Below are 15,408 nucleotides of genomic sequence, written 5' to 3'. Positions count from 1 at the left end.
CGGCGTTCCGCCGAACACGGCTTCACGCCCGTTCGGCGTTCCGCCGAACACGGCTTCACGCTTGTCGAGCTGATGATCGTCATCACGATCATCGGGCTGGCCTCGGCGGCGGTCGTCTGGGCGCTGCCCGATCCGCGCGGGCGGCTGCTCGACGAGGCGACGCGCTTCGCGGCGCGGACTCGGGCGGCGCAGCAATCTGCCATCGTCGGCGCGCGGCCGGTCAGCGTGTGGGTGACCGGCGGGGGTTACGGCTTCGACGAGCGCCTGCGCGGCGCCTGGGCGCCGATCGCCGAGAAGCCGCTCCGCGTGACGAGCTGGGGCAGGGGCACGCGCGCTGTGGTGAGTGATGCCGGCGGGCGTCAGCGCATCATGTTCGACACGACCGGCTTGGCCGATCGCCCGCTCGATGTGCGGCTGAAGCGCGATGCGGAAGAGGTCTCGGTGAGAATTGCCCCCGACGGCTCCGTGAAGGTCGGCGGCTGATGAAGGCCCGGGGCTTCATTCTTCATTGGCGTTCCGCCGAACACGGCTTCACGCTCATCGAGATGATGGTCGCGCTGGCAGTGTTTAGCCTGGCCGCGCTCGCCCTGATCCGGCTGGAGGGCGCGACGATCCGCGGTACCTCGATCCTCGATTCGACCCTGACCGCACAGATGGTCGCCCGCAACGTGGCGATCGAGGCGATGACCGATGCCAAGCCGCCCCCGGTCGGTATCGCAAAGGGCGTCGAGCAGAATGGCGGCGAGACCTGGAGCTGGACGCGCGAAACCCGCCCGACCGCCGATGCGCGCATCCTGCGCATCGACGTGCAGGTCGCCGATGCCGCGGGCAGCCGCCAGGGCCATCTCACCGTGGTGCGCGTCGCGACGATCGGGGGGGCTGCATCATGAAGCGCGCCACCGAACAAGGGTTTACCCCCGTGAAGCGTTCCGCCGAACACGGCTTCACGCCCGTTCGGCGTTCCGCCGAACACGGCTTCACGCTGGTAGAGGTCATGATCTCGCTGATGATCTTCGGCCTGCTCGCGGCTGCGGGCGTGTCGCTGCTGTCGTTCAGCGTGCGGGCCCAGGCAGCGACCGACAGGAAGCTCGACGACGTCCAGGCGCTCAACCGCCTCTCCTCGGCACTGGCGGGCGATCTCGCCCAGGCGACTGAACGCCAGACCCGCAACGAAGCCGGTGATCTGATGCCCGCCTTTTCCGGCGAATCCGGCTCGGGCACCACGCCGATGTTACGCCTTGTCCGCGCGGGCTGGAGCAATCTCGACGCTGCCCCGCGCCCCGGCGAGCAGAAGGTGGAATACCGCGTTGCCAACGGCGCGCTCGAGCGCGTCGCCTATCCGATGCTCGACGGCGCCCAGCCTCTGGCGCCGGCGGTGATGCTCACGCATGTCCGCCAGGTCTCGCTGCGCTACCGCATCAACGGCGCCTGGAGCGACACCTGGCAGGGTACGCCGATCTACGCGCTGCCCCAGGCGATGGAGATGCGCGTCCTGCGCGAGGACGGTGTGGAGTTCCGCCAGATGTTCCTGGTCGGCGCGGGGTACGGCAAGCGGAAGGCGCCCGATGGGAGCTGAGCGCACCTCCGAACGCGGCGCGGCGCTGCTCACGGTGCTGCTGCTTGTCGCCCTGATCGCGGTGCTGGCCGGCACAGCGCTGGAAAAGCTGCGCCTCGCGACCAAGCTGGGCGGCAATGCCGTCGCGATGGACCAGGCCCGAGCCTATGGCTTCGCCGCCGAGACGCTTGCGCTGACCAAGGTCAGCGACCTGCTCGCGCGCGACAACAGCCGCGTGACGCTCGCCGGCGGCTGGAGCGGCCGTGCGATCCCGCTGCCAGTGCCGGGCGGCCTCGCCACGGCCAGGGTTGTGGATGGCGGCAACTGCTTCAATCTCAACAGCCTGGTGGTCGAGACCACGCCCAACACCTATTCGTCCTACACCCCGTCGCGCATCCAGTTCGCCCGGCTGATCCGGCTGGTCGGCGGACCCAGCGCCTCGGCCGAATCGATCGCCGCCGCTGCCTCGGACTGGATCGACAGCGACACCAGCCCGATCGATCTCGGCGCCGAGGATGCGCGTTATAGCGGCCAGTCGACACCTTATCGCACCGCCAACACGCTGATGACCGACCCGAGCGAGCTGCGCGCGGTGGCAGGTGTCACACCGCAAATCTATGCGAAGCTCCAGCCTTGGCTCTGCGCGCTACCGCTCGCCAAGCCCTCGAAGATCAACGTCAACACCTTGCTCCCGGAACAGGCACCCTTGCTCGCGATGCTGATGCCCGACACCATGACCGTCGAGGCGGCCCGCCAGGTGCTGCTGCGCCGCCCGCCCAATGGCTTTGAAAGCCCCTCCGCTTTCTGGAAGCTGCCGTCGCTCAGCGCGATCACCCCGCCGCCCGACGCCTTTGCGCAGACCGCCGTCACCACCGGCTGGTTCAAGCTGCGGGTCGATGTGGCGCTGGGCAGCGCCGAACTCGAACAACATGCGCTGATCGACGCGACGGAGCTTCCCGCGCGGCTCGTCTCACGGCACTGGGGCGAGCCGTCATGACCGATTCGCTCACCCTCTTCCTGCCTGCGGGCACCGCGCCCTGGCGCTGGCTGCGCATCGCCGACGGCGCGGTCGCGGCGCGCGGCGAGGGGCTGCCCGATCTTTCCGGCGCCGAGGGAGAGCCACCGATCGTCATCGTCCCGGCGGAAGCGGTAACGCTTCACTGGGCCGAACTGCCCGATCGCTCGACTGCCCAGGCGGTGACCGCCGCCCGGATGCTGGTCGGTGATGCCAGCGCCGCGCCGATCGGCGAGCTGCACGTCGCGGTGGGGCGCGAAGGCGATTTTGCCGAGCGCCCGATCGCGGTCGTCTCCGCCGCGCAGATGCGGGCCTGGTTGGATACGCTCGCCATACACGGCGTCGATCCGGCGATGCTGGTGCCGTCGCCGATGCTGCTGCCCCGGCCCGAACAGGGTTATCTCCGCGCCGATCTGGGCGGGGAGGGCGTGGTGCGCGGCCCGACCAGCGGTTTCGCCGATGAGGCGCGGCTTACCGAACTGGTCACCGGCGGGGTCGCGCCGACGGTGCTCGGGCGCGACGAGCTGGAAGTCGCGATCGCCACCGCGCTGGCCTCGCCCGCGCTCGATCTCCGGCAGGGGCCGTTCGCACGGCGCCGCCGTTTCGCGATCGACTGGGGCCTGATCCGCCGGCTCGCCTGGCTGTCGGTCGCGATCCTCGGCGTCTCGCTGCTGATCGGCCTGGCGCAGATCATGAAATACAGCTTCGCTGCCGACTCGCTCGAACGCCAGGCCGATCTGGTCGCGCGCCAGGGCCTGCCGCGCGGCGAGACGATCAACAATGCCGATCGCCAGCTCGATGCGCGCCTGTCGGGGCTGCGCGGCGGCGGGGCGGGTTTCAGCCGCACCACTGCGGCCGTCTACGCCGCTATCCGCTCGGTAGCGGGCGCCGAGCTGCGCGGGCTCTCGTTCGAGGCCAATGGCGATCTGCGCGTCTCGGTCGCGACCGAGAATGAGGGGCAAGTGAATGACCTCAAATCGCGGATCGAATCCTATGGCTTTGTTGTGAAGGCTGGCGTGTTCGCGTCCACCGCGGGCCGGCTGACCGGCGAGATGACGGTGAGTGCGCGATGATCGAGCGTTTCCGCCTCTGGTTCGCCGAGCGCTCCTTGCGCGAGCGACGGTTATTGCTGGTCATGTTCGCCTTGCTGGCGCTGACGATCTTCTGGGTTGGCATCATCCGCCCGGTGACCGACGGCCTGTCCTCCGCTCGGGAGCGCCACACCGACGCGCTGATTCGCCTCGGGGAAACCCAGGCCCGCGTGAAGGAGGTCGACGCGATCCAGCACCAGCGCCCCGCGCCGCTCGAAGCAGCGCTGGAAACCGTCATCCGCGACCGCGCGAACGAGGCCGGCTTCGCCCTGGCCAGCGTCACCCCGGATGGGCCGAATCGGGTGCAGATCACCATCGCCACCGCGCGGCCGGGGCCGTTGTTCGGCTGGATCGCCGGCCTCGAGGCCGCGGGCATCCTGGTCGATTCGCTGTCCACCGCCGACAATGGCGACAAGACGGTGTCGGCGCAGGTGTCGCTGAAGGTGCGCGGACAATGAGGCGGATCCGTCTGACGACCGGCCCACGGGCCTTTTTCGGCGCTGCCTTCGTGCTCGCGCTGATCGCCTTCCTGCCGCTGCGCCTTGCCATGGGCTGGTTCGATCTCGGCAATACCGGGCTCACCGCGCGCCAGGTCAGCGGGAGCCTCTGGTTCGGCACCTTGCGGGAGGCGAGCTTCGGTGGCGTCGCGCTGGGCGATCTGCGCGCCCGGCTGTCGCCGATCCAGCTACTCGTCGGGCGGGCGCGAATCGATCTGGCGGGCCCCGGCAGGGGGGCGGCACGGCCGTTCCGCGGCGCGATCGGGGTCAACCGTCACAGCTTCGGCATCGACGATCTCACCGCGACTCTCCCGGCGGGCGATGTCTTCGCGCCGGTGCCGGTCTCGGCGCTCGACTTCGACGATGTCAGCGTCCGTTTCCAGGACGGCAATTGTCAGAAGGCCGAAGGGCGCGTGCGCGCGACCATCTCGGGCGATCTGGCGGGCGTCAGTCTCGGCCAGGGCATGACCGGTACCGCCCGGTGCGATGCGGGCGCGCTGCTGCTGCCGCTCGCCAGCCAAGCCGGGACCGAGACGGTCGCGCTCCGGTTGTGGGGCACTGGCCGGTTCCGCGGCGAACTGACGGTACAGCCGGGCGACCCCGCCTCGGTGGAGAAGCTCGTGCTCACCGGCTTCCAGGCGACGCCCGCCGGTTACACGCTTTCGATCGAGGGTCGCTTCTGACGCGGTTGATGCAATCGCGGGAGGGTGGTGCCGCGATAGGGAAAACGCTAATCTTGACGCTGCCATGTTTCGCCCGCTAGGGGCGCTGGCTCTGCGGCGATCGTAGTTCAATTGGTTAGAGCGTCGGCTTGTGATGCCGGATGTTGCGGGTTCAAGTCCCGTCGGTCGCCCCATTCTTTCATCAGCCAGGAAAATCGCGTGACCAGCGGCTGGGGCTTCCCCGATTTCGACGACCATGAGGGCGTGCACCTCTTCACCGATCCGGCTTCCGGCCTTCAGGCGGTCATCGCGATCCACTCCACGGCGCTTGGCCCGGCGGCGGGCGGCGTGCGCTTCTGGCACTATGCCGACAGCGACGGCGCGATCACCGACGCGCTGCGCCTGTCGCGGGGCATGAGTTTCAAGAACGCGATGGCCGGCCTGCCGATGGGCGGCGGCAAGGGCGTCGTCCTTGCGGCGAATCCGGGTGATTCGATCACCGTGCCGCAGCTCGAGGCGTTCGGCCGCGCGGTCGAGTCGCTCGGCGGTCGCTATGTTACGGCCGAGGATGTCGGCATGTCCGAAGCAAGCATGAAGACCATCGCCACCATGACTCGGCACGTCTCCGGCCTGCCGGTCGCGGCAGGCAGCGCGGGCGGCGACCCCGGGCCGTTCACCGCGATGGGCGTCTATCTCGGCGTGAAGGCGGCGGCGAAGCGCGGCCTTTCGGCCGACTCGATGAAGGGCGTGCATGTCGCGATCCAGGGTGTCGGCAGCGTCGGCGGCGGGCTTGCCCGTTTGCTCGCCAGGGACAGCGCGCGGCTGACCCTTGCCGACGTGAATGCCGAGAAGGCAGCGGCGCTCGCGGCCGAGCTCGGCGCCGAGACCGCGGCGGCGGACGCCATCCTCGGGATCGAGGCGGATGTGGTCAGCCCCAACGCGCTCGGCGCGATCTTCACAGCTGAATCGATCGCGGCGTTGCGCACCAGTGTCGTGGCTGGTGGGGCGAACAATCAGCTTGCGACCAAAGGCGACGGCGCTCGCCTGGCCGAACGCGGCATCCTCTATGCGCCGGATTATGTCATCAACGCGGGCGGCATCATCAATGTCGGCCTCGAATATCTCGGCCAGGGCGACCAGGCAGAGGTCGAGGCGCGGATCGCGCGCATCCCCGATCGCCTTGTCGAAGTGTGGGACGAAAGCGACCGCACCGGCGCACCCGCGTCCGACGTGGCGGACATGATCGCCCGGCGGCTGATCGGGCGAGGCTAAATCCGCCACCGCCGCAATTCTTCGTTCAGGCGGCTTGATACCGAGCTTGTGCCCCGCGAAGGCGGGGACCCAGTCTGGGCTCCCGCCTTCGCGGGAGCATGCCTTTGCGGGAGCATAAGGGGCGATCGCGGCGTGGCTCGCCTCACGTCAATCCGTAAAACCGCACCGCGTTGTTGTAGAAAATATCCCGCTTCTGCTCCTCGCTCAGGAAAGCGGCTGACTCCACTCCCTCGATGGCGAGGCCGATCGCATCGGGCCAGTACATATGGTCCGACCCGAACATGATGCGCTTGCCGAAGCCCGCATCGACGAACTTGTGCAGATAATCGTGGAAGTGCGCGCGGGGCATCAGCCAGTCGAGCGCCCCGGTGTCGATGTTCACATTCGGATACAGCATCAGCATCGCCAGCGTATCGTCGAGATAGGGCCAGCCGCCATGCATCAGGTTGATCCGCAGCTTCGGATGCCTGTTGAGCACCTCCTCGACCAGTTCGGGATTGCCGAGGCGCGCGCGTGCCGTCCGGCAGCAGGGGTCGAAGGGCGTCCCTTCAGGCATCGTCCCGGTGTGGAGCGCCACGGGAATGTCGAACTCCTCGGCCAGCGCGAGATAGGGCTCGTAACTCGCGTCGCTGAGCGGCAGCCCGGCATATTGGGATGTTACTTCGCCGAGCACACGCAGCTTGCCTGTGGAAAAGGCTGTCCGCAGCGTGTCGAGCGGCGGCAGCGGCGTATCTGCCGACCCGCGTATACCTGCGCCCGCGACGAAGCGATCGGGGTCGCGATCATGCCAGTCGGTCGCCGCCTTCAGTCGGTCGCCATCGCCGCCGCTGACGATTCCCCTGACCACATTGTGCCGCTTCATCTCGGCGATGCAGGCCGACAGATGATCCGCCCCGTTCCGGATCGGGCTCTTTGCGCCGGTGATCGGATTGACGATCGGGTTGGGGAACGGTGTCCCTGCCGGATAGGCGTGCATATGCACGTCGATGATCGGCGGGCCCGCGGGGGCGTCGGCGGCGGTCAGTGCATCGGGTAGCGCGACCGTGGCGACGGTGGCCGCGGTCAATTTCAGAAAGCCCCTGCGTCCGATCTGCATTTTAAGCTCACTCCCGATTCCAGCAACCGGTGGCCTGGTGCCGCCGGCGATCGAGACCTATCCGGGCACTTGGCGGTGGGAAATGACCTTGGAGGTCATGGTCGTGAGGACCGACTGGGATCGCGGCGCGCGCCAGGCCTCTCGGCCGACGATCAGGACTCCATTGCTTCCACATTGGCGAGGACCCGGCGCAGCAGGTCGAGCAGCATCTCGACCTCTTCTTCCGAGAGGCCGCGCGTCGCGTCCCTGTTCCCCTGCTCGAGAATGGCACGACCCGCCGGCAATTTGCCGATCGCCTCCTCGGTCAGCGAGACGAGGCTGCTGCGCCGATCGCCCGGATCGGGCTCGCGATGGATAATGCCAGCGCGCTCCATTCGGGCAAGGAGCTGCGCCATGGTCGGCTGTTCGACTTTCGCCCATTGGGCCAGCTCGGTCTGCGATCGCCTCGCCCCGTCCTTGAGCGCCGTCAGCACCGGCAATTGCGCGGTCGCGAAGCCAAGCTCGCGGAGCCTTGCATCGCCCACGCGCGCCAGGCCGCGCGCAATCCGGCTGAAATAATGACCCGGGGTTCTCATTGGATTCCAGACGCCGTCAGGCATTGCATAGGAGCCTATATTTAATATATAGGTGCCTATGTATCTGAAGGGACTCGATATGACAACCAATCCGCGAATTGCCATCATCGGGGGAGGACCCGGCGGGCTCATGCTGGCCCGGCTGCTCCACATCCGCGGCGTCGCCGCCACGGTGTTCGAGCGCGACGCTCATGCCGGTGAACGGCCGCAAGGTGGCTCGCTCGATCTCCACGCCGAAACCGGGCAGCGGGCGATGCGCGCGGCGGGGCTGGAGCGCGAATTCTCCGCCGAGGCGCGGCCCGAGGATCAGGGCGACCGGCTCTATGATGCCGATGGCACCCTCCTGTTCGATCGCGACGGCACCGGCGACGACAGGCCGGAAATCGATCGCACGGCGCTGCGCCGAATCCTGCTCGGGTCGCTGCCGCCTGGCACCGTGCGGTGGGGGAGCGGCGTCGAGGCGGTCCGCCCAGGCGCGGACGGCCGGTACGAGGTCGACACCGGCGGTTTCGTGGAGTCGTTCGACATCGTCATCGGGGCGGATGGTGCCTGGTCGCGGGTGCGATCTTTATTGTCCTCGGCCCGCCCCGAATATGAAGGGGTGACCTTGGTGGAACTGGGTTTCGATACGCAGCGCCACCCCAGGGTTGATGCGCTGGTCGGCAGCGGCAAGATGTTCGCGGTCGGCGACGATCGGATCCTGATCGGGCAGCGCAACGGTCACGGCCACATTCGCGGCTATGTCGGCGCGCGCATGTCCGAAATCGCGGCTTTGGCCCTGGCGGCCCTGCCAGTGGAGCAGGTTCGGGCCGAGATGCTGCGTGTCTTTGCAGGTTGGGCCCCCTCGCTCCTGGCCCTGATCGAGACCGGCGATGTGCTCGCGGTCCGGCCGCTGCATGCGCTGCCGATCGGCCATCGCTGGGCGACGCGACAGGGCCTCACCCTCCTCGGCGACGCCGCGCATCTGATGTCCCCGTTCGGAGGCGAAGGAGTCAATCTGGCGCTCACCGACGCCCTGGATCTCGCTGACGCGCTCCTGTCGACCGAAGGCTGGCCGGTGGTGGAGCGATACGAGGCGGCCATGACGGAACGCGCAATCCCGGCGGCGGAAGGCGCGGCGGAAGGATTGCACGCCACGGTTTCGACTGGTGGCGTCGCGACGGTGCTCGATCATTATCGATCGCGAGTCCAACCCATGGCCTGATTCAACCGCCCGCCACAGCGGCGTAAGATGCTCTCCCCGTCGGTGTATGCCGGCGAATCCGGAGCATTGGACGTGACACTACAGCACGACGGACCGCATCTATTGTTCAGTACAGCGGAAGCATTACTTAACCGACTCTCACATTATGCAAGGTTTCGTGCAGACGGGTTTCCGAATCTGTTCGGCTCGCTCTTCCTGGCTATCCAACAGAATTCCTCTAAGCCGGCGCAAGGCGAAAATAACGTCCGATGCAAGAGATACGTTGATCGACTCTCACATTCCGATTTTTACTGGTCGATTTTCCCCTCGTTCAGGCACGAATACTTCGCATACATATTACCGGCGATCCTGCGCCGTCCGATGGTGGTCAAGGTGGTGGCATCTCATAACGCGCGGTTGAGTAGCACCCCAACTCGCTCTAGACGCGGAACCGACGTGCCCAGCCTTCATGCCCTCGCCAATCCCGCCCGCTTCCTCAAGCTTGCGCGGCCGCTAACGCCGATCCTGTTCTGGCCGGGGCTGGTGCTGCTGGCGATCGGCCTGTGGGGCGCGCTGTTCCGCATCCCGCCCGACTATCTCCAGGGCGAGACGGTGCGGATCATGCACATCCATATCCCGACCGCGTCGCTCGGTATGGGCGCCTGGGCCGGGATCGCGCTGTCGTCGATCGTCTATCTCGTCTGGCGCCATCCGCTGGCGATGGTCGCGGCGCGCGCGATCGCGCTGCCGGGTGCGGTGTTCTGCGGCCTGTGCCTCGTCACCGGATCGATCTGGGGCCGGCCCACCTGGGGCACCTGGTGGCAATGGGATGGCCGGTTGACCTCGATGCTGCTGCTGTTCTTCGTCTATCTCGGCTTCATGGCGCTGACCCGTGCCGATGCGGAACGGGGCGGGGACGGGCGCATCCCGGCGATCTACGGCATCGCCGGATCGGTGCTGCTGCCGATCATCCGCTATTCGGTCGTGTGGTGGAACACGCTGCACCAGGGCCAGAGCATCAGCCTGACCAAATCGACCATCGACAATTCCATCCTTTGGCCGTTGCCCTTCACCCTGATCGGTTTCTCGCTGATCTTCGGCGCGGTGGTGCTGATGCGCATGCGGACCCTTCTCGCCACGGCCAAGGCCGAGGCGCGCATGCGGCGGATGGCGGCATGAACCCCTGGCCCTTCGTCATCGGTGCTTACGGCATCACCTTCGCCGCGATCACGGCCCTGGTCCTGTGGAGCTGGCTCGCGATGCGCCGGAGTGAAACTAAATGAAGGCCAAGCATCAACGGCTGACCCTGGCCCTGCTCGCGGTCGCGGCGGTGATCGGCGCGGCGCTGCTCGCTTTGTCGGCGCTGAAGGATCAGGCGGCGTTTTTCTACGCGCCGGGTGATGTGAAGAAGGGCGAGATGCCACTCGGCCGCGCGGTACGGCTCGGCGGCATGGTCGAGGCGGGATCGATCGCCAAACTTCCCGACGGCGTCTCGATCCGTTTCGTCGTCACGGACGGCATCGCCAAGGTGCCGGTCGCATTCAAGGGCATCGTGCCCGACCTGTTCCGCGAGAAATCAGGCGTGGTGGCCGAAGGCAGCTTCAACCCCGACGGCAGTTTCACCGCGACCAACCTGCTCGCCAAGCATGATGAGAAATACATGCCGCCGGAAATCGCGGGCAAGATGCACGAGACAAAGTCGCTCGAACAATGATCGCTGAAGCAGGCCTGGCCGCGCTCTGGTTCGCTGCCGCTCTCGCGGCGCTGCAGCTTGCGCTGGCGGCGGTGGGTGTCCGTCGGGCGATGTTCTCCGGCTCCGTCAAGGCTGGCGCTGACGATGTCGCCCTGACCGACCAGATCCTGTCGGCCGTGCGGCCAGTCGCAGTGGTGCAGGGCCTGCTCGCCGGCCTGTCGCTGCTGCTGTTGATCATCGTGTTCGTCCGCTCGGACATGTCGGTGCTGCTGGTCGCCACCAACAGCCATTCGGACAAGCCGCTGCTCTACAAGATCGCCGGCGCCTGGGGGAACCATGAGGGCTCGATGCTGCTCTGGGTCACCATCCTCGGGCTGGCGGGTGGCGCGGTGGCGATCCTGGAGCATCGGCTGCAGCGCGCGACCCTGATCGCGACGCTCGGCGCGCAGGCGATGATTGCGCTGGGTTTTTATGCCTTTCTGCTGTTTTCCTCCAATCCGTTCGCACGGCTGAACCCGGCACCAGTCGACGGCAACGGGCTCAATCCGCTGCTGCAGGACCCAGGCTTGGCCTTCCATCCGCCAACGCTCTACATCGGCTATGTCGGCATCTCGGTCGCCTTCTCCTTCGCCGTCGGCGCACTGGTCACTCGAGACGTCGGGCCGGCCTTTGCCCGCGCGATGCGGCCCTGGGTGCTCGGCGCCTGGATCTTCCTGACGCTCGGCATCACCGCCGGCAGCTATTGGGCCTATTACGAGCTCGGCTGGGGCGGCTGGTGGTTCTGGGATCCAGTCGAGAATGCTTCGCTGATGCCCTGGCTCGCCGCCACGGCGTTGCTTCATTCAGTGACGGTGCTGGCCACCCGCGACGGTCTGCGCGCCTGGACGGTGATGCTCGCGGTCGTCGCTTTCTCGATGTCGATGATCGGCACCTTCCTGGTGCGGTCGGGCATCCTGACGAGCGTCCACGCCTTTGCGGTCGATCCCAAGCGGGGGGCGTTCATCCTCGTGCTGCTTGCGCTCTATATCGGCGGCGCGTTGCTGCTGTTCGCGGCGCGGGTCGGCACGGTGCGCCAGGGCAACACCTTCGAGCCGGTCAGCCGTGAAGGCGCGCTGGTCGCGAACAACCTGTTGCTCAGCGTTGTGCTGGGCATCGTACTGATCGGCACGCTCTATCCGATCGTCGCGGCGGGCATGGGCGTTCAACTCTCGGTCGGCCCGCCCTTCTTCGACAAGACCGCCGGTCCGATCGCGCTGATCCTGGTCGCGATCATGGGGGCGGGGCCGCTGCTGCGCTGGCGCCGCGATGAGGCCAATGCAGTGCTCGGTCGCCTGACGGTGCCGGTCGCCGCCACGGGCATCACCCTGGCCGGGTTCGCGGCGCTTGGCGGCGGGATCGGCATCCTGCCGCTGCTTGGGCTGTCGATCGCGGTCGGGGCCGGGACCGCCAGCATCGCGCCCTTGTGGAAGCGCGACCTGCGCCGCACGCCCTTGTTCACCTGGGGTATGGTGATCGCGCATCTCGGCATCGCGGTAAGCCTCGCCGGCATGGCCTCGGACAGTGCCTTCACCAAGCAGACGCTGGTCGCGGCGCGCATCGGCGAGCCGCAACGCGTCGGCCCGTTCATGGTCACGCTCGATCATATTCGGCCGGTGATCGGTCCGAACTGGTCGGCGCTCGAAGCGACGCTGACGGTGCGGCGCGGCGACGGCAAGCCCTTTACTCTGCGCCCCCAGTCACGCTTCTTCGCCTCGCCGCCGACCGTCACCAGCGAATCCGCCATTGCGACGAAGATCGACGGCCAACTCTATACCGTGCTGGGCCAGGAGGACGACCAGGGACGCTGGCAGCTTCGCTTGTGGTGGAAGCCCTTCGTTACCTTGATCTGGCTGGGCGGCGCGCTGATCGCGCTTGGCGGGGTGCTGTCGCTACTCGGGCGCGTGCGTCGCGAGCGCCGCGCCGCTGCGAGGGAGGTGGAGGCATGAGACGGATGCTGCTCTGGGCGCCATTCGGAGCGTTCGCCCTGTTGTTCGCGGTGGTGGCAAGCGGGCTGATCGCGCCGGCCGACCGCACGGTGAAATCGGCGATGGTGGGCAAGCCCCTGCCGAAATTCACGCTGCCGGCGATCATCGAGACCAAGCCGGGCCTTGGCACCGAGACCTTCCGGCAGGGCAAGCCACGGCTGCTCAACGTCTTCGCCAGCTGGTGCATACCCTGCATCGCCGAGGCGCCGAACCTGATGCGGCTGAAAGCGATGGGCGTGCCGATCGATGCGATCGCGATCCGCGATACCGGCCCGGCGATCCAGGGTTTCCTGAAGCGCAACGGCGATCCCTATGAGCGGATCGGCGACGACAAGGTCAGCGCGGTGCAGCTCTCGCTCGGCTCGTCGGGCGTGCCCGAGACCTTCGTGATCGACGGCCAGGGGCGGATCGTGAAGCAGCATATCGGCGATATCCGCGCCGAGGATATTCCCGCGATTCTCGAAGCCCTGCAGGCGGCGAAATGAAGCGCCTGGCGCTCCTGTTGCTGCTTCTCGCCACCCCGCTCCAGGCCGATAGCGGCCTGCCGCCCGCTGCGCTCGCCAACACGCAGCTCCGTGATCCGGCGAAGGAGGCCAGGGCCCAGGCGCTGATGGTCACGCTGCGCTGTCTCGTCTGCCAGGGCCAATCGATCGCCGACAGCGACGCCGATATGGCGGGCGACATGCGCGCGCTGGTGCGCCAGCGCATTCAGGCCGGCGAGAGCCCGGATGCGGTGCGACGCTGGCTGATCGAACGGTACGGCGACTATGTGACCTATGACCCGCCGTTCAACGGCTCGACGGCGGCGCTGTGGCTCGCGCCGCTGGCAATGCTGATCGTCGGCGCGTGGCTGGCGCGCGGCAGTTTCAAAAGGAAGCGGCGCTGATGGGCTGGATCATGCTTGCCCTGATCGGTTTGGGCTCGGCTGCCGTGCTGTGGCTCGCAGGCGTTGCGCGCCCGCTGTGGAGCTTCGTCGGTGCGGCGATGATGCTGGGCGCGGCGGGTTACGCGCTGCAAGGCGATCCGGTGCTGCCAGGCCATCCGGTCGCCGCCAATGCCGAGCCGATCGAGCTCGATCCCGCCCTGACCGAACTGCGCGATTCGATGCTCGGGCGCTATACCGCCGAGGGCGCCTATCTGATCGCCGCCGACGGCGTGACTCGCGCGGGCGATACCAGGAGCGCAGTCCAGGCCGTGCTGGGCGGGATCAACAAATATCCCCGCAGCCTGGCGCTGTGGACGGGGCTGGGCTCCGCGCTGTCGATGCATGACAATGTGGTGTCGCCGGCTGCGCTCTATGCCTTCAGGCATGCAGCCGAACTCAATCCGAAGCACCCCGCGCCGCCCTATTTCCTCGGCATGGCCTATATTCGCGCTGGTGAATATGCAGTCGCGAGGCCCTATTGGGCGAAGGCGCTCGAGCTGTCGCCGCCCGAGCAGCCTTATCGCAAGGACATCGCGGCGCAGCTCGCCCGGCTCGACGCCTTCCTCGCCATGGCGGCACAGGCGCAGGGAGTCGGCGCGGCAAATTGATTCAAATCGTGCGGGCCGGCCGCTAGACCGGCCCGCATGGACTTAGCCCTGCCAGGCCTCGAACGGCAGATCGAGCGCTTCGGCGACGGCCTGATGGCGGATCTTGCCGCCCGATACGTTCAGGCCGTTGGCGAGATGCGGATCGGCCTTCATTGCCTGCTCTGCGCCAAGCTTGGCCAGCTTCATCACGAAGGGCAGGGTGGCGTTGTTGAGCGCGAAGGCGGAAGTACGGGCGACTGCGCCGGGCATGTTGGCCACGCAATAATGGATCACGCCGTCGACCTCGAACACCGGGTCCTCATGCGTGGTCGCATGCGACGTCTCGAAGCAGCCGCCCTGGTCGATCGCGATGTCGACCAGCACCGATCCGCGCTTCATCGTCTTGAGCATCTCGCGCGTCACCAGCTTCGGCGCGGCGGCGCCGGGCACCAAGACGGCGCCGATGACGAGATGGGCGTTCTTCACCGCCGCGGCGATCGCCGCCTTGGAGGCATAGGCGGTCTTGATCTGGCTGCCGAAGAACATGTCGAGTTCGGCCAGCCGCGCGTTCGAGATGTCGTAGATCGTCACATCGGCGCGCATGCCGACCGCCATTTGCGCTGCGTTCACGCCCGAGACGCCGCCGCCCAGGATCGCGACCCGCGCCGGCGCCACGCCGGGCACGCCGCCGAGCAGCACGCCGCGGCCGCCCTGTTCCTTTTCGAGATAATGCGCGCCGACCTGGATCGACATGCGGCCGGCCACTTCGGACATCGGCTTGAGCAGCGGGAGGGAACGGTCGTTCGCCGTCACCGTTTCATAGGCGATGCAGGTCGCGCCGGACTTCATCAGTCCTTCGGCCTGCGGCTTGTCGGCGGCGAGGTGGAGGTAGGTGAAGAGCAGATGACGCGGCTCGAGCATGGCCACCTCGCCCGGCTGGGGCTCCTTGACCTTCACGATCATGTCGGACTGCGCAAAAACGCTCGCGGCGTCGGGCAGGATCTTCGCGCCCGCCGCGACATAGTCCGAATCCTCGAAATCGATGCCGAGGCCAGCACCGGTCTGGACGAACAGCTCGTGTCCGGCCGCGGTCAACTCGGCGACCGACGGTGGGGTCAGGCCGACACGGTACTCGTGATTCTTGATTTCCTTGGGGACACCGATGCGCATGGAAGCTCTCCTGGATTTCGCGTGCATATACACCAGCGGGGCCGGGAAGTGCTTGCAATCTGC

General features: G+C 67.3%; 19 protein-coding genes and 1 tRNA gene. 17 read left to right on the top strand and 3 right to left on the bottom strand.

Features of this window, described 5'->3' with window-relative positions:
• Positions 1-72: 72 nt before the first annotated feature.
• From AC1RT8_RS03135 to AC1RT8_RS03095, 9 genes are all read left to right on the top strand, one after another.
• Positions 73-483, top strand: coding sequence for a GspH/FimT family pseudopilin (locus tag AC1RT8_RS03135; RefSeq protein ID WP_493074129.1), 411 nt, complete (start codon positions 73-75; stop codon positions 481-483).
• Positions 483-890, top strand: a complete 408-nt coding sequence (gene gspI / locus AC1RT8_RS03130) for a type II secretion system minor pseudopilin GspI (RefSeq protein WP_493074128.1) — start codon at positions 483-485, stop codon at positions 888-890. Before AC1RT8_RS03135 ends, gspI begins: the two co-directional genes overlap by 1 nt.
• Entirely contained in the window at positions 887-1,576 is a 690-nt protein-coding gene (gene gspJ / locus AC1RT8_RS03125) for a type II secretion system minor pseudopilin GspJ (protein ID WP_493074127.1), read from the top strand. Before gspI ends, gspJ begins: the two co-directional genes overlap by 4 nt.
• Entirely contained in the window at positions 1,566-2,552 is a 987-nt protein-coding gene (gspK, locus tag AC1RT8_RS03120) for a type II secretion system minor pseudopilin GspK (RefSeq protein WP_493074126.1), read from the top strand. Before gspJ ends, gspK begins: the two co-directional genes overlap by 11 nt.
• On the top strand, positions 2,549-3,643 hold the full coding sequence (gene gspL, locus AC1RT8_RS03115; protein ID WP_493074125.1) for a type II secretion system protein GspL: 1,095 nt from the start codon (positions 2,549-2,551) through the stop codon (positions 3,641-3,643). Before gspK ends, gspL begins: the two co-directional genes overlap by 4 nt.
• On the top strand, positions 3,640-4,119 hold the full coding sequence (gene gspM, locus AC1RT8_RS03110) for a type II secretion system protein GspM (RefSeq protein ID WP_493074124.1): 480 nt from the start codon (positions 3,640-3,642) through the stop codon (positions 4,117-4,119). Before gspL ends, gspM begins: the two co-directional genes overlap by 4 nt.
• Positions 4,116-4,841 carry a type II secretion system protein N gene (locus AC1RT8_RS03105; protein ID WP_493074123.1) on the top strand — a complete coding sequence of 242 codons (726 nt, stop codon included), beginning with the start codon at positions 4,116-4,118 and terminating at the stop codon, positions 4,839-4,841. The genes gspM and AC1RT8_RS03105 overlap by 4 nt, the downstream gene beginning before the upstream one ends.
• Positions 4,842-4,937: 96 nt before the next feature.
• Positions 4,938-5,014 (top strand) — tRNA-His (locus tag AC1RT8_RS03100).
• A gap of 25 nt (positions 5,015-5,039) precedes the next feature.
• Positions 5,040-6,092, top strand: coding sequence for a Leu/Phe/Val dehydrogenase (locus AC1RT8_RS03095; protein ID WP_493074122.1), 1,053 nt, complete (start codon positions 5,040-5,042; stop codon positions 6,090-6,092).
• A gap of 142 nt (positions 6,093-6,234) precedes the next feature.
• On the opposite strand, the gene AC1RT8_RS03090 is transcribed toward AC1RT8_RS03095, so the two are convergent.
• Together AC1RT8_RS03090 and AC1RT8_RS03085 are read right to left on the bottom strand one after the other, a co-directional pair.
• Complete coding sequence (locus AC1RT8_RS03090) at positions 6,235-7,188, bottom strand: amidohydrolase family protein (protein WP_493074121.1); 954 nt, start codon at positions 7,186-7,188, stop codon at positions 6,235-6,237.
• A 152-nt stretch (positions 7,189-7,340) separates the two neighbouring features.
• Positions 7,341-7,763 carry a MarR family winged helix-turn-helix transcriptional regulator gene (locus AC1RT8_RS03085; protein WP_493074120.1) on the bottom strand — a complete coding sequence of 141 codons (423 nt, stop codon included), beginning with the start codon at positions 7,761-7,763 and terminating at the stop codon, positions 7,341-7,343.
• A 79-nt stretch (positions 7,764-7,842) separates the two neighbouring features.
• Here AC1RT8_RS03085 and AC1RT8_RS03080 point away from each other — a divergent pair, with 79 nt between their 5' ends.
• The 8 genes from AC1RT8_RS03080 (at position 7,843) to AC1RT8_RS03045 (ending at position 14,196) form a co-directional block, all read left to right on the top strand.
• Entirely contained in the window at positions 7,843-8,967 is a 1,125-nt protein-coding gene (locus tag AC1RT8_RS03080) for an FAD-dependent oxidoreductase (RefSeq protein ID WP_493074119.1), read from the top strand.
• Positions 8,968-9,402: 435 nt separating this feature from the next.
• Positions 9,403-10,125 carry a heme ABC transporter permease CcmC gene (gene ccmC, locus AC1RT8_RS03075; protein ID WP_493074118.1) on the top strand — a complete coding sequence of 241 codons (723 nt, stop codon included), beginning with the start codon at positions 9,403-9,405 and terminating at the stop codon, positions 10,123-10,125.
• Positions 10,122-10,229 carry a heme exporter protein CcmD gene (gene ccmD / locus AC1RT8_RS03070; protein ID WP_372854912.1) on the top strand — a complete coding sequence of 36 codons (108 nt, stop codon included), beginning with the start codon at positions 10,122-10,124 and terminating at the stop codon, positions 10,227-10,229. The genes ccmC and ccmD overlap by 4 nt, the downstream gene beginning before the upstream one ends.
• The gene (gene ccmE / locus AC1RT8_RS03065; RefSeq protein ID WP_465173594.1) at positions 10,226-10,660 is read left to right on the top strand and encodes a cytochrome c maturation protein CcmE; all 435 of its coding nucleotides are present in this window, start codon (positions 10,226-10,228) and stop codon (positions 10,658-10,660) included. Before ccmD ends, ccmE begins: the two co-directional genes overlap by 4 nt.
• Positions 10,657-12,624, top strand: coding sequence for a heme lyase CcmF/NrfE family subunit (locus AC1RT8_RS03060; RefSeq protein ID WP_493074117.1), 1,968 nt, complete (start codon positions 10,657-10,659; stop codon positions 12,622-12,624). Before ccmE ends, AC1RT8_RS03060 begins: the two co-directional genes overlap by 4 nt.
• A complete protein-coding gene (locus AC1RT8_RS03055; protein WP_493074116.1) occupies positions 12,621-13,148 on the top strand; it encodes a redoxin family protein in 528 nt (175 codons plus the stop codon). Before AC1RT8_RS03060 ends, AC1RT8_RS03055 begins: the two co-directional genes overlap by 4 nt.
• Positions 13,145-13,549: a cytochrome c-type biogenesis protein gene (locus tag AC1RT8_RS03050; RefSeq protein ID WP_493074115.1), complete on the top strand. Its 405-nt coding sequence runs from the start codon at positions 13,145-13,147 to the stop codon at positions 13,547-13,549. The genes AC1RT8_RS03055 and AC1RT8_RS03050 overlap by 4 nt, the downstream gene beginning before the upstream one ends.
• On the top strand, positions 13,549-14,196 hold the full coding sequence (locus AC1RT8_RS03045) for a tetratricopeptide repeat protein (RefSeq protein WP_493074114.1): 648 nt from the start codon (positions 13,549-13,551) through the stop codon (positions 14,194-14,196). The genes AC1RT8_RS03050 and AC1RT8_RS03045 overlap by 1 nt, the downstream gene beginning before the upstream one ends.
• Positions 14,197-14,238: 42 nt before the next feature.
• Here AC1RT8_RS03045 and ald read toward each other — a convergent pair whose 3' ends face one another.
• Positions 14,239-15,345, bottom strand: a complete 1,107-nt coding sequence (gene ald, locus AC1RT8_RS03040) for an alanine dehydrogenase (protein WP_493074113.1) — start codon at positions 15,343-15,345, stop codon at positions 14,239-14,241.
• Positions 15,346-15,408 lie beyond the last annotated feature (63 nt).

The sequence above is a fragment of the Sphingomonas sp. GW821-FHT10F11 genome (genome assembly GCF_058809095.1).
Note: the sequence above shows the minus strand (reverse complement) of the source record. Positions and strands in the feature narration are given on the sequence as shown.

What these genes read in the sequence shown, in the direction of transcription:
- gspI (WP_493074128.1), top strand. Translation starts at nt 483, where the DNA reads ATGAAGGCCCGGGGCTTCATTCTTCATTGGCGTTCCGCCGAACACGGC.
- AC1RT8_RS03055 (WP_493074116.1), top strand. Translation starts at nt 12,621, where the DNA reads ATGAGACGGATGCTGCTCTGGGCGCCATTCGGAGCGTTCGCCCTGTTG.
- ald (WP_493074113.1), bottom strand. Translation starts at nt 15,345, where the DNA reads ATGCGCATCGGTGTCCCCAAGGAAATCAAGAATCACGAGTACCGTGTC.
- AC1RT8_RS03050 (WP_493074115.1), top strand. Translation starts at nt 13,145, where the DNA reads ATGAAGCGCCTGGCGCTCCTGTTGCTGCTTCTCGCCACCCCGCTCCAG.
- gspK (WP_493074126.1), top strand. Translation starts at nt 1,566, where the DNA reads ATGGGAGCTGAGCGCACCTCCGAACGCGGCGCGGCGCTGCTCACGGTG.
- AC1RT8_RS03105 (WP_493074123.1), top strand. Translation starts at nt 4,116, where the DNA reads ATGAGGCGGATCCGTCTGACGACCGGCCCACGGGCCTTTTTCGGCGCT.
- ccmE (WP_465173594.1), top strand. Translation starts at nt 10,226, where the DNA reads ATGAAGGCCAAGCATCAACGGCTGACCCTGGCCCTGCTCGCGGTCGCG.
- gspL (WP_493074125.1), top strand. Translation starts at nt 2,549, where the DNA reads ATGACCGATTCGCTCACCCTCTTCCTGCCTGCGGGCACCGCGCCCTGG.
- AC1RT8_RS03090 (WP_493074121.1), bottom strand. Translation starts at nt 7,188, where the DNA reads ATGCAGATCGGACGCAGGGGCTTTCTGAAATTGACCGCGGCCACCGTC.
- AC1RT8_RS03085 (WP_493074120.1), bottom strand. Translation starts at nt 7,763, where the DNA reads ATGAGAACCCCGGGTCATTATTTCAGCCGGATTGCGCGCGGCCTGGCG.
- AC1RT8_RS03080 (WP_493074119.1), top strand. Translation starts at nt 7,843, where the DNA reads ATGACAACCAATCCGCGAATTGCCATCATCGGGGGAGGACCCGGCGGG.
- gspM (WP_493074124.1), top strand. Translation starts at nt 3,640, where the DNA reads ATGATCGAGCGTTTCCGCCTCTGGTTCGCCGAGCGCTCCTTGCGCGAG.
- gspJ (WP_493074127.1), top strand. Translation starts at nt 887, where the DNA reads ATGAAGCGCGCCACCGAACAAGGGTTTACCCCCGTGAAGCGTTCCGCC.
- ccmD (WP_372854912.1), top strand. Translation starts at nt 10,122, where the DNA reads ATGAACCCCTGGCCCTTCGTCATCGGTGCTTACGGCATCACCTTCGCC.
- AC1RT8_RS03045 (WP_493074114.1), top strand. Translation starts at nt 13,549, where the DNA reads ATGGGCTGGATCATGCTTGCCCTGATCGGTTTGGGCTCGGCTGCCGTG.
- AC1RT8_RS03135 (WP_493074129.1), top strand. Translation starts at nt 73, where the DNA reads ATGATCGTCATCACGATCATCGGGCTGGCCTCGGCGGCGGTCGTCTGG.
- AC1RT8_RS03060 (WP_493074117.1), top strand. Translation starts at nt 10,657, where the DNA reads ATGATCGCTGAAGCAGGCCTGGCCGCGCTCTGGTTCGCTGCCGCTCTC.